The sequence below is a fragment of the Zavarzinella formosa DSM 19928 genome (genome assembly GCF_000255705.1).
Lineage (GTDB): Bacteria > Planctomycetota > Planctomycetia > Gemmatales > Gemmataceae > Zavarzinella > Zavarzinella formosa.
In genome coordinates this window covers 1489260-1502158 of sequence record NZ_JH636439.1, presented here as the reverse complement: position 1 = coordinate 1502158, position 12899 = coordinate 1489260, and the positions used below count along the sequence as shown (strand labels likewise).

The 12899-nt window shown below is 57.4% G+C and carries 7 protein-coding genes; 6 read left to right on the top strand and 1 reads right to left on the bottom strand.

Features of this window, described 5'->3' with window-relative positions; all coding sequences use genetic code 11:
- Positions 1-20 precede the first annotated feature (20 nt).
- The 5 genes from BGIM_RS0106960 (at position 21) to BGIM_RS0106940 (ending at position 9614) form a co-directional block, all read left to right on the top strand.
- Complete coding sequence (locus BGIM_RS0106960; protein WP_020469078.1) at positions 21-1355, top strand: DUF1501 domain-containing protein; 1335 nt, start codon at positions 21-23, stop codon at positions 1353-1355.
- Between the two features lie 60 nt (positions 1356-1415).
- Positions 1416-3353, top strand: coding sequence for an alpha/beta hydrolase family protein (locus BGIM_RS0106955; protein ID WP_020469077.1), 1938 nt, complete (start codon positions 1416-1418; stop codon positions 3351-3353).
- A gap of 127 nt (positions 3354-3480) precedes the next feature.
- Complete coding sequence (locus tag BGIM_RS57075) at positions 3481-5154, top strand: hypothetical protein (RefSeq protein ID WP_020469076.1); 1674 nt, start codon at positions 3481-3483, stop codon at positions 5152-5154.
- On the top strand, positions 5151-7373 hold the full coding sequence (locus BGIM_RS0106945) for an AAA family ATPase (RefSeq protein WP_020469075.1): 2223 nt from the start codon (positions 5151-5153) through the stop codon (positions 7371-7373). The genes BGIM_RS57075 and BGIM_RS0106945 overlap by 4 nt, the downstream gene beginning before the upstream one ends.
- Before the next feature lie 12 nt (positions 7374-7385).
- Entirely contained in the window at positions 7386-9614 is a 2229-nt protein-coding gene (locus BGIM_RS0106940) for a helicase HerA-like domain-containing protein (protein WP_020469074.1), read from the top strand.
- Positions 9615-9693: 79 nt separating this feature from the next.
- Here the strand turns inward: BGIM_RS0106940 and BGIM_RS0106935 are convergent, their stop codons facing one another.
- Complete coding sequence (locus BGIM_RS0106935; protein ID WP_020469073.1) at positions 9694-11415, bottom strand: POT-type proton-dependent oligopeptide transporter; 1722 nt, start codon at positions 11413-11415, stop codon at positions 9694-9696.
- 196 nt (positions 11416-11611) lie between these two features.
- Between BGIM_RS0106935 and BGIM_RS0106930 the strand changes: the two genes are divergently transcribed.
- Entirely contained in the window at positions 11612-12874 is a 1263-nt protein-coding gene (locus BGIM_RS0106930) for a PQQ-binding-like beta-propeller repeat protein (protein WP_020469072.1), read from the top strand.
- Positions 12875-12899 lie beyond the last annotated feature (25 nt).

Genomic DNA, 12899 nt, shown 5'->3' with positions numbered 1-12899 from the left:
GATCTCATCGGAGATGGCACATGCAAAAAATCCGATCAAAACGAGGTGACACCGGCACGGGCGTCAGTCGGCGAAATTTTCTGGAGATCGGGGCGGCCGCGTTGGGTTTGGGCCTTGTGGATTTGTTGAAGTTGCGGGCAACGGCGGATTCTCCTCTAACCTCGCGCGAACGGGCGAACAAGTCGTTGATTGTGTTCTGGACGCATGGCGGCTTGAGCCAGCAAGACTCCTACGACATGAAGCCCGATGCCCCGGCCGAGTTTCGCGGCCCGTATCGGCCAATCGCCACTACCGTGCCCGGCATTCAATTGACAGAGAGATTTCCCCGGCAAGCCCGAGTGATGAAGCATCTGTCGATTGTTCGCTCTGTCAATCATGAAAACGCCATCCACGCCCCGTCGGCCCACTGGATGCAAACGGGATATTTCGGGCCAACATTGGCCAGAAATGCCCCGCAAAAACCGTCTTTTGGCTCCGTGATCGCCCGCGTTCGAGGAGTCAATCAAGGTCTGGTGCCTCCTTATCTCGCCATCCCGCAGGCCGAGGCATTCGGCTATCAGGGGGCCGTCTATCTCGGGTCTGCTTTCAACCCGTTTGAAGTGGGGGCCAATCCCAACGCGACGGATTTTCGCGTGCCGAACTTGGCGTTGCCGAAAGAACTGCAATTGTCGAGCGTCCGTTCTCGCGCAAAGTTGCTTCGGGAATTTGACGACCTTCAGCATGAGGCCGACAGAACCGGGGTTCTCGACGGCCTGAACGGCTTCAAGACCCAAGCATTGGAGATGGTGACCGGCGAACGAGTTCGAGCCGCTTTCGATATCAGCAAGGAAGACCCGCGACTGAGGGACCGTTACGGCCGACATCAATACGGGCAAAGCGCCGTTCTGGCTCGTCGGTTAATCGAAGCGGGAGCCGCCTGCGTGACAATCAACACTGGCTATTGGGACCACCACAACGACATCGAGAAAGGCATGGAAGAGCATCTTCCACCACTCGACGCCGCCATCGGGGCTTTGGTGGAAGACCTTGAAGATCGGGGAATGCTCGACGATGTGGTGATTTATTGCGCCGGCGAATTCGGTCGCACTCCGCTCATCAACGGCAATGCCGGCCGCGATCATTGGCCTAATTGTTTCTCGGTAATGCTCGGCGGTGGTGGTCTTAAGGGGGGCATGGTGGTCGGCGCCAGCGAACCTCGCGGCGGCAAAGTTCGCGAACGGCCGGTCAGCCCCGGTGATCTGTTAGCCACGTTATACCAGACGCTCGGCATTCCACTGGACACCAATTTTGAAGACTCATCAGGTCGCCCGGTGGGCATTGTCCCCGAGGGCAAAGCGATTCATGAATTGTGTTGAGAGATCACTTTGACCGGACAGATTTGACCAGCTTCACCAGCCCCCAAACGAGACCTAGCCGTGCTCACATCTCTGTTGCTGATCGCCATGTCAATGACCCCAGCCGCCGAGGCCACGAAGGCCGACGAAGCCATTCACCAATATCTCTCCGCCGAGGCGAAGCGACTCTCCGCTCACTTCATGGATGATGCGAAGACGGCCGCTGAATGGGAGGCCAAGCGGCCAAAACTCCGGGAACAGTTTCTCGAAATGCTTGGCCTCAGCCCGTTGCCAGAGAAGACACCGCTGAAGGCCACCATCACCGGCACGCTTGAACGCAGTGGCGTGATCGTCGAAAACATCCACTTCCAAAGCAAGCCCGGCCTCTATGTCACGGGTAATCTTTACCGGCCGAAGAACACTCCCGCCGACAAAAAACGACCGGCCATCCTCTATGTCTGCGGCCACTCAAACCGGGGGCGGGACGGCAACAAAACCGCCTTTCAAGACCACGGCATGTGGTTCGGCACCAACGGTTATGTCTGTCTCGTCGTGGACACGCTGCAACTTGGCGAAGTCGCGGGCAAGCATCACGGCACCTACAACTTAAACCGCTTTTGGTGGCAAAATCGCGGCTACACTCCGGCCGGCGTCGAATGCTGGAACGGCATCCGGGCCATCGATTACCTATGTTCCCGGCCGGAAGTGGACGTGAATCGCATCGGTGTGACCGGCATTTCCGGCGGCGGAGCAACGACGGTGTGGGTGGCGGCCGCCGACGAGCGTGTAAAGGTAGCCGTGCCCGTCTCCGGCATGAGCGACTTGGAAAGCTATGTGAGCAACAAGGTCATCAACGGCCATTGCGACTGCATGTTTTACATCAACACATTTCAATGGGAATGGACCACCGCCCTCGCCTTGCACGCCCCGAAACCGCTGTTGTTCGCCAACAGCGACACCGACCCGATCTTCCCGATGGACGGCAACCGCCGCATCATCGCCCGGATGCGGACGTGTTACGAAATGCTCGGCAAAAAAGACATTGTGGAAGAACACGTCTCAAAGGGCGGACACGACTATCGCCCCGACCTGCGACTGGCAATCTTCGGATTCCTGAACAAGCACCTCAAGAATGATACCACTCCGATCAAAGACGCTGACTTCCCAAAGATCGAGGGCAAAGACCTGCGAGTGTTCCCGGAAGACAAAGACTTGCCGAAGGACCAGATCAACGACCGGGCGGATGAATTGTTTGTGCCCGCCGCCGATGTGAAACGGCCGACAAAGATAGAAGATTTCGCCACATGGAAAGCCGGTCTGGTGAAACAACTGCGGGAGAAAAGTTTCCGTGCATTGCCGGAGAAAGCACCCGAGGTTCGTGTGATGCGATCCATGAGCGGGGCGTTTGATCTCTTTGCGACGGATGGCGACATCGAATTTCAGGGCAAACTCCTTCAGGCGTCATCGGCCGGAGACCGCTCGCGCACCATCGTCGTATTGAACCCGAATGACGACGTGGCCAAAACGGCCAAATATTGGCTCCATGAGTATGAGAAGAATGCCTTTGTCTTCGCGATCTGTCCGCGTGGAGGATTGGATCGGGCATGGACGCGAAAGAACCCGCCGAACACCGTCGAACGCTCGCTGGCCCTTCTCGGAAGCACTGCCGACACCGGCCGCGTTCAAGACATTCGCGGTTTCCTCAATGGCTTGCCAAAAAAGAGACCGGACGAGAAAATCCGGATATTCGCCTCGGGCCAGGCTGGAATTCTCGCGACTTGTGCCTGCCTGCTGAGTCCGGGACTTGTCGATGAAATCACGATACTCGATCCTCCCGCATCTCATCGCGACGGGCCGTACTTCCTGAACGTGGATCGCGTCATCGACTTGCCGACCGCTCTCGGCTTGTTGGCTCCGAACGTGAAGTTGACGCTGGTGAATGCCAAGGATAAAGCCTTTGACAAAACGGCAACCATCTACAAACTGGCCGCCGTCGAAGGGAAATTTGAGCGAAAATAAGGAAGCCAAAACATCCCGCTTCTCGGCGGTTTTCAGGTGTCGGCCCTGCCCGTCGGCAGTAAACTCACTGTTCAGATTTAAATAATCCAAACTCAAACAATCCGGCGTCCTGCCTTCCAAACAAACTATGCCGAAACTGTCACTCGTTGCCGAACTGTCCGACCGACTCCTCAGCGAACTTACCGCTTGTCGACTGACCGGAGGCGAATCTTATCCTGTTACCCTCGACAAATTGGTGATTCGCCTTGACCCGGCGCCGGACAAGGCGATCTTCGACAAAACAATTAAATGCAAGGGGTTTGCCGAGAAAGCCGTCGTGGCCATCAAGGGCCAGGAAAATTCCCCGGTCGTATTACTTGAAGACATCGCAACCCTTGCCGCCAGCCCGTTGATGCTGGAAGCGGTCTTGTCCAAGGGAGGAACCGGGAAGCCGCCGTGGCTTTTGGAAAAACTGGCCAACACGTTGGATGAAAGGCTTCGGCCCGCGTTCATCGCGAATGTCTCTTCATTGGCGACATCCGGCCAACTGCCGCCGTTCGCGGTTGCCTTTCCAAAGGGGGAGACCTTCACCCTTTGTCTGCGGGAACAAGCCCTCGCCGCCGAGAAACTAGCCGCAGAGGCCAAGGCGGCAAAAGACGCAGACAAAGCACACAAAACAGCGGCAAAAATGGAAGCGAAAGCAGCGGCCAAAGCAGCCAAGATGGAGACAGAACAAGCAGCCAAAGCGGCTACGAAAGCTGCCAAAGAAGCAGAAAAAGCGGCCGAGAAAGACAAAAAGGACGAGGCAAAGAAAGCAGCGAAAGCTGCCAAGGAAGCGGAAAAAGCCGAAAAGATGGCTGCAATAAAAGAAGCCAAGGCAGCCGAGAAAGCCAAGAAAGACGCCGAAAAGGCTGAACAAGTTGCCGCGGCCAAAGCGGCCAAGGAAACCGCCAAAGCCGAGAAAGCAGCGACGGCGCAAGCAACCAAAGCGGCCGCAAAAGCAGCCAAAGAAGCAGAAAAAGCGGCCAAGGCGGCGGAAGCCAAGTTGAAGCCCGATGCCGACGCCGCGAAGTTGGTGGACGCTCTCCGAAACATGAAGCCTTTGGCGACACTCACAAACTTGGAGGAATCGGCCGGGTTGGGTTCGGACGAGATGTCCAAGGCTGTCAAGAGCCCGGTTTTCGCGGAGGCTGTTGTTCAGGGGAAGCATGACACGCTCGGCCAACTGGTGGCGCTCAAAGACCATGTCGCCGGACTGACGATGGCCATTTTGCCCCAATTGATCACCGAGAATGTTCAGGCCGATGCTCACGCCTTCGCGGCCAAGGATCTGGCCGCCAAAGTTGGCAAGCCGCTCGGAACGCTCATTGAAGCGGTGTTGGAAAAGGACGACGTTGTCCGGAACCTGCCGACCGGAATCGGGTTCATTTCCATCGGCGGCAAACAACCCAAACGGCATTACTTCCGTATCGCCGACGTTCGTTCCGCATCCGCCAAGGTCGAACATCATCCGGCCAACACACACTCGCCAGTTCCCGACACTTCATCGGCATTTGATTTTGTCTCGGCCTTCGACGCGGCCTTCGCCCGGCTTGACCGGGAACAAGGGTCGAACAACTTTGTCAGCCTTGTCGATTTGCGGGCCGCCCTCCCGGCTGTGTCACGATCCGAATTTGACGCCGGTCTGCGGCAACTGCGGATTGATCGACGATACTCGCTCAAGTCCGACGAACGGTCGGATGCCCTCACCCCGGAACAAAAAGACGCCGCCATCCGGGAAGAAGGCGAATTGTTATTGTACGTCTCCAAGGGTCGCTTATGAACTCGCTTTTGCCCGCCGTCCAAACCATCGCCAAAACCGAGAGTGCCGAAGCGTTTATAACCGCTCTCGGCAACGAGAACCCGTTCGGCCATCACCGGGTGACGGCCACCGGCAAACAACCCGTGGACGTTCCCAGCATTCACGACACGGAATTCCGTTTGCTGTCCGGTCTCGCCCGACGCGCCTGCAACCAAAACGAGGCCGTCGCAGTGGTCGTGTGGGGGGAATCCGGCTCGGGCAAAAGCAACCTGCTGCGAAGACTGGACGACTGGGCCAGAACCGGCCGACATGCCCACCCGATCAATTTTTTGGAACTTCATGCCTCCCCGGAACGGTTGCACCGGGCCGTCCTGTACGCCGTCGTCAGTGAACTGACGAACGGCTTTTCCTCCCCGTGGCATGAAACACCTCTCTATCGCTTGTTGGAAGGCGTGGTTCGGACTGTGTTGCCAGCGGGTAAGAAGATCACGTTTCCAAGTTTGAAGGAATTGTTCAACCAACTGACGCCGGGCATCATGGCCGAGGTCGGCGGATCGCGGTCAGCCAGGACGGCGATGAGCCTTCTTTATGTGTTTTTGACATCAGCCCAATTGGAAAAAATTGGAAAACCCGGCGACGCTGCGGCGACGGCTGCTGTTCGTCGGTTGGGTGGAGATGCTCTGGACGAAGACGAAGCTAAATTGATCGGTCTGCGCGCGGCAGACGCAACGAATCCGCTCGATGCGGCCGATAGCGCCGCGATGCTGGCCGTGCTGGCGCAGATTTCGCGGGCAAATGGAAAGCCGTTGATTATTTGTTTTGACCAAATCCACACTCTTCCCCGTGAACAAGCTCATAGCGTTCTTCGATTGATCCATGATCTGAACGATCAGTTGAAAAACACTTTGTTAGTCCTCTCCGAAGTTCAATCCGAACTGCTTCGCCTCAAAGAATTGGAAATTGTCAGGCAGGCCACATGGGATCGGTTGACCGCAAACAAAATAGCCATGCCACGCCTGACGCCGACCGAAACAAGAAACATTCTTGAGGCTCGGCTGGAAGGTTTTCTGCGTCAGTTCGAGGGAGTTCCCGAAGTCGCCCGGCATTTCAAAAAAGACAGCTTGTTTCCCTTGGGCGAACATTGGTTCAAAGCACGATTTGGCGAGTCGATTGACATGCGGCCAAGAATGGCCATCGATAAGGCGAGAGGACGTTGGGAGGAAATGCAGCAGTCGCTCTTTGAGGCGTCTGACAAGTCGGCGTGGCTTGGACACTGGCCGCCCGCGACGAAAAGCCCCGACTTAACCGAAAAGATCACGCCAGCCAAGCCAGCCGAAGAATTGGTTGACGAAGAAGTCGGCAAGGCAATCGAAGCGCGATTGGCCATACATCGCGCAAACCCAAACAGCCTCCCGCCGCATGAGGCCAACTTGCGAGGGTTGACGGCCACCCTGCTCAACGCAGGCGGCGTTGGTTTGGCGGTTGAGACGTTGCCCAATGGGGCCGCTTATGAATTGCTTGTCCGTATTCCGCGTTCCGAGGGAGGGGAAACCACCATCGGACTGGTGTTTGTGACCGAGGGAAATGCCACCAGTGTGGCGGGCGTCCTTCGTCGGATGGCAGAGAACACCAAGCGGCCCGACCGGGCATTGCTTGTGACAGATGAGCGGAAGAAATTAACACTCGGGAAGTCAGCCGAGGCCAAAGGCCGGAAGTATTACGATGAATTGAAAGGTGTCGCGGGGTTCGAGCACCTAGAATTGCCGTTCGCCGAGTATGCCTCGCTGGAGGCGCTTGACGCTGTTGCCCGGCTGGCCTCGGATTTGGAAATCAGTTCCTCCAACAGCCGGTCGCGTCCTCTCACTCAAGACGAGGTGATCGCCTCGCATCGTCGACAAGATCGATTGAAGAATCATGCCTTGCTCGGCCGGATCGTCGGGGCCAAAGCATCCCCTCCACCGCTCAAACCAATCGTTCTGACGGATGAAGAGATCAGCCGGTTCCTATCCGGTCAACTGGCGATTAGCATGGGGGATGGCACCCAAGAACTGGCCCGCAAGTTTTTGAACGAATTGCCCCCAGACCGACGATACGGGCTGGATATCACCGCATGCCGGACTCGGATTGACGCGGTGGCCAAGGTTATGGCTGACACCGGCAGCATCGGCATGAGGCCACTCAAGGAAGGTTATTTCCTGCTCCCGCTTCGCCGTCCGACAGCCAGCGGAACCTCCTCCTGATTGGTGTCTCCGATGCCGCCCGTTCATTTCAACGTGACTCAGGTATGCGTGGCGTCGACCTGTCCGCGCATCCTGTATTTTGACGCTGTCCAAGCCAAAACAAACCCGGCGGCCCGGCCGACCCGTCTCTGGCGGCAAGGCGATGAAGGTTCGGCGGCCGGAGGCTTGTTTCACAATTCTGTTGATGTGTTTCACCGGGAACATCGCCGGTTGTTTGCCCTGCCGGAACTCGTCGCCGTGCTGACACCAAAGCCCAACCGGGATGCCGTGGCGGCCGCGATTTTGTCGGTCTTCTATTGGGAATGCGTTGATCACGAAGCACTGGCCGCGAAGGATGGCGAGCAGCAACAGGCGTTTTTGAATGTGGTGAAGAATTACACCAGCGAACTCGCGGACGTGCTGATTTACGCCTTTGGACAAGGCCGGGAAACCGAAACGGTGGCCGAGGAATTGTTCGCGGACAAACGCCGCCGGGTCGATGTGACGTTTCCGGTCGGCGCGGCGGGCGAGCCGGTTCATGTCACCGGGATTCTCGATTATGTGTTTCACGACTGGCGTTCCGGCGCGGATCGCATTTTGGATTACAAGCTCCTGCCTCCAAGTTCGGCTGACAAGTTTCAGGTCGGCCTCTATGCGTTGATGCACCATGTCCAACATGGGACAAAACCATCGGCGGGAGTGCTGTATTTGCATCCCCGCCGGGAGTTGCACGAACTGTCTTGGAAGGAAGTGGAGGCCAGCCGGGCCACCGTTTTCAACTTGCTGGCGTCGATGCGGGAATGGGTTCGCTTTGACGAGACCACTGGAACCGGCTTGAAGCCGCCGGGCGAACCGGCCGTGTGTTCTCGATGCCGATGGAGTGATGAGTGCCCGAAACGCCTCGGCCCGGTGGCCACCGGCGAACGGCTGAAACATTGGACGACCGAAACGGCCGCTCCGGTTCGGCCGGAAGTTCGGCCCCCAGTTGCGGAACCAGTCGCCGGGGAAAATCTTTGGATTGGCCAAGGCAATGATGGCAAGCCCACTGAGATTCCGATCTCCAGCCTGCCCACGCATGTCGCCGTGGTCGGGGCGGCGGGAAGCGGGAAAACATGGCTGGCGAAAGTGATTGCCGAAGAGGCCGCGCTGGCGGGGGTGGCCGTCTTGGCCATCGATCCCCAAGGGGATCTGGTTCAATTTTTGCGTCCGGCCGATCCGGCCGGATTGTCAGCGGCCACACGAAAACGGGCCACCCGCTTCCGGCAGGGAACGGATGTGCGCGTGCTGACGCCGGGCACCGATCACGGGGTGCGGGTGAGCCTGAATCCGTTAAAGCTGCCAGAAACCGGCGGGGCGGACGTGGATGACTTGCTGGCGACGACGGCGGGCCATCTGGTCACGCTGGCCAAGGCAAGCGGTGAGATCGAATCGCAGAAGACGTTCGTGTATCAACTGCTCCGGGCGTTGACTGCCGGATCGACCCGTGATCTGAGTTTGGGGGGCATCGCCGCCGCCCTCCGGGATCCGGCGGCCGCCGGATTGGAAGACCCGGACCGATTCGTCCGGAAGGCCGAACGGGAAAGGTTGGCCCGGCAGTTGAACAACTTGGAACAGGGACCATCCTCCCGCCTGTTCACCGGCGGCCGGCCGCTTGATCTTGGCTGGCTGGTCACTCCCTCGGCACCGGGCCGGACTCCCTTCAATGTCGTCTACCTGAATGCCCTGGCAGACGACGCCGAAAAACAAGGCTTCGTGGCCTCGCTGGCCGTCGAGGTGTACCGCTGGATGATTGTCTCCGGCAGCACCGGCGGCCGGCCGCGTCTGCTGTTTTATCTAGACGAGGCCAAAGATTATCTTCCGGCCGGAGCCGCCCAGCCTCCAGCCAAGAAGCCACTGTTGCGTCTGTTCGCCCAAGGCCGAAAATACGGGGTGGCGTGCCTCGTCTGCACGCAAAGCCCGAGGTCGGTCGATTACAATGTGTTCGGCAATTGCAGCACCAAGCTGATCGGCCGTTTGGAAAGTTCCCAAGATGTTGAACGTGTGCGAGACTGGTTCGCCCCCCAAGGACCGCCGCCGTCTTGGGTGGCCGACCGCGTCGGGGCGGCGAAAGGAACCTTCGTCGGCCGCTGGCCCGAACTGCCGGGCGGCGTCGATGGCGTGAGTTTCAAAAGCCGACAACTACTGACCGCCCACGAAGGGGCATGGTCCCCCGAACGGGTGGCTACGGAAACGGCGGCCATTGGCAATGGGACCAAAGAGTGAGGTTGAATTTCGACAACACCGTGAGAATCGAACTCACGGTGTTGTCAATGAGTTGATAGTTTCTGTTCGCCAAAAATCACTATCGATTGAATCGCATCGCAACCAAAAAGAACAAACACGTCACCACACAAGCCGCGCCAGCCAGCATGGCGAAGTAAACTCCAGGCTCCATCAGCGGATAAAGTTGCGTGATCGGCGCGTTAATGAGCAGATTCGCCAACGCCACCGTCAACAGCCAGCAAGCGGTGACAAGTCCTTTCATGGATTTGGGAGCCACCACAAAAGCCAGTTCAAGCCCGGTCACGGAGATCAGGATTTCAGCCAGTGTCAGGACAAGGTAAGCGAACACCTGCCACCAGACCGTGACCCGTTCAGCCGGTTTCACATAATCGATGTTTTCGAGCGTCACAGTCGCCCCATCGGCGGCTTTCTTGATCGCCGCTTGCACATCTGCGTCTGACGTGGGCTTGATCTCCGATTCCTTCATTTGCGAGGACATGTCGGCATTCAACAAGGAGTTGGAAGTGTCGCCAAGCACGCCATTGGAGAAATCCAATGTTTGACCATTCGCAAAGATCAGCTTCCCGTTTGCAAAGGTCACCTTCTTGTTCTTTTCGTTGTATTTCAAGTCGGTCGCCGACAAGGTTGGTCCGTTCTCAAACGGGACATCAAGCTGGCCATTGAGACTGCTGAATTCTGATTTTGTGTTCGCCAGAATGATCGTGCCGTTCGGGTTGGTCAACTTGACAGCCTTCTCGGCCTTGCCCGCCTTGAATCCGGCGTAACTCATGACACCCATGCACGACGCCGTCAGAATGAAACCGACCATCATCTTGTCGGTCGCGCGAATTTTGTAGCCGACGGCGGCAAGTGTCTTGAACAGCAAAACACTCACCGGCAGGAAAATCATAATGAACAATGCGTTGTAAGACTGGATGGCATCCGCAGAGATTACTTTGCCGAACATATGGCAGTCCATGTACGTGTCGGCAAAGAAAATCCATGTGCTCGCCGACTGGTCGAAGATGGCCCAGAAAATCATGACCAAACCGAACAGCATGCCGATCTTGCCAAGCACGGCCCATTTTGAAGGGCCGTCCGGATCGTCTTCAGCCGCCGCCGCTCCGATTGTTTCCTTGGCATAAAACTTTTTACCACAAGCAAAAACGATCAAGGCGATGGTCATTAATGCGGCAGGGAACATAAACGCCACTCGATACCCGTATTCCTGTCGCAAATAGGGCATGGTGGATTGTGACAAAAACGCGCCGACATTGATGGCGAGATAAAACCAAGAAAACGCGCTGGTTCGTAACTGCTCCAGCCCCGGCCGCTGCTGGTCATATGTCAGACCCATCAATGTGGAAATGTTGGGTTTGATGACACCCGACCCCATTGCCAGCAACCCAAGCGCGATCATCACAAATAACTTGTCCTCGACGCCGACAAGAACCTGCCCGACGACATAGGGGATCGAAAAACCAACAATCGTCCAATATTTGCCAAGAAAATTATCCGCGATGATGCCGCCGAGCAATGGCAGAAAATAGCAGGCCGCGATGAACAACGACATGTATGTGCCGGCGTCGCCTTTGTCCACGCCAAGCCGTTCCGTCATGTACAGGGCAAGAATCGCCCGCATCCCATAATACGAACACCGCTCGGCGAACTCCCCCCAGATAAAGAACCAGAAGCCAGTCGGATGGCCGGTATGCTCGGGCAAAGTCGAAGCCCTCTCCAAAGCGGCGGCTTTGTCGAAGAACGGATCATTATCGTCATTCGGGTGAGGAGTGTCGCTCACAGAGTGTCTCCGCTGCTGGGAATATTCGGTTTCATGTGGGAGAAGTGAAGGCATCCTACCATCTCGCCGTCACCGGGAAAAGCACGCAATCGGTCAAACTTGCCGAAAGTCCCGCATTGCGGTCCGTTCGTGCGGCGTCTATACTCGCGGACGTTCAAGCTTGAAAACTGAACAAAATCCCCTCGTCGAGGCTCTCATGAGATTCTTTGTCACCTTGTTGTTTCTGGTGGTTTTGAGTCCGGCATGGGCGGCCGAAACGGACTGGCCGCAATTTCGCGGTCCCAAGCGGGACGATCTTTCCCCGGACAAAGGTCTCTTGAAAAAATGGCCGGCCGAAGGCCCCATGCTTGCCTGGAAATCAGACGACGTTGGATTGGGCTTTTCCAGCGTCGCCATCCAGGGAGACTTCGTGGTCACGATGGGAGACATCGGCAAAAATGGCTGTTATCTCATCGCGACAAGCCGTTCGACCGGCAAAAAACTCTGGCAGACCAAAGTGGGCGAAGTCGGCGGCGGCGGCGGCTATCCCGGCCCCCGTTGCACGCCGACCATCGACGGCGACATGGCCTATGGCCTCGGGCAATACGGCGATCTTCTGGCCGTTTCCCTCAAAGACGGTTCCGAAGTCTGGCGAACCAACCTCGGCAAAGAACACGGTGGCAAAGCAGGGGGTTGGGGTTACGCCGAGTCCGTGCTTGTTGATGGCGAAAACCTGGTTTGCACGCCCGGCGGTGCGGCGGCCACCCTGCTCTGCGTGAACAAAAAAGATGGCAAGCCGGTATGGAGGGGCGCGGTCACCGGGGGCGATCAAGCCGGTTACTCGTCCGTGGTCATCAGCAATGCCACCGGGGTGAAGCAATACGTTACCTTGCTGGCCAACAGCCTCGTCGGATTTGCGGCCAAAGATGGCACGCTTCTGTGGCGTTACGGAAACACGAAGGAACGGTTCCAAGGAAACACGGCCAATATTCCGACAACGATTGTGAAAGGGAACCAACTGTTCGCCGTCGCCGGCTATGGCCGGGGCGCCGCCCTGCTGACCCTGAGCGGCCAAGGGGGCAAGATCAACGTCAAGGAGGAATATTGGAGCCCCCAACTGAAGAACAAACATGGCGGCGTGATTCAAGTGGGCGAGTATTTGTACGGAGACTTTGACGACTCCGGGAACATCTGGTGCGCGGCCGCGAAGACCGGCAAAATCTCCTGGACCCGCAAGGACGACTCCGGCGGCGAACGTTCCGCCAGCATGACCTTTGCGGACGGCCTCTTGTTTGTCCGGTTTCAAAACGGCGTCGTCGCGCTCGCGGAAGCCAACCCGGCGAAATACAACCTGTTGAGTTCCTTCAAGGTTCCAAACGGCAACGGCAACTGCTGGGCGCACCCGGTGGTGATCGGCGGGAAGATGTACATCCGCGAGAAGGAAACTATCTGGTGTTATGACGTGGCCGCGAAGAAATAACCCATCGAGTGTGGCTTAAAACGGT

What these genes read in the sequence shown, in the direction of transcription:
- BGIM_RS0106960 (WP_020469078.1), top strand. Translation starts at nt 21, where the DNA reads ATGCAAAAAATCCGATCAAAACGAGGTGACACCGGCACGGGCGTCAGT.
- BGIM_RS57075 (WP_020469076.1), top strand. Translation starts at nt 3,481, where the DNA reads ATGCCGAAACTGTCACTCGTTGCCGAACTGTCCGACCGACTCCTCAGC.
- BGIM_RS0106945 (WP_020469075.1), top strand. Translation starts at nt 5,151, where the DNA reads ATGAACTCGCTTTTGCCCGCCGTCCAAACCATCGCCAAAACCGAGAGT.
- BGIM_RS0106940 (WP_020469074.1), top strand. Translation starts at nt 7,386, where the DNA reads ATGCCGCCCGTTCATTTCAACGTGACTCAGGTATGCGTGGCGTCGACC.
- BGIM_RS0106930 (WP_020469072.1), top strand. Translation starts at nt 11,612, where the DNA reads ATGAGATTCTTTGTCACCTTGTTGTTTCTGGTGGTTTTGAGTCCGGCA.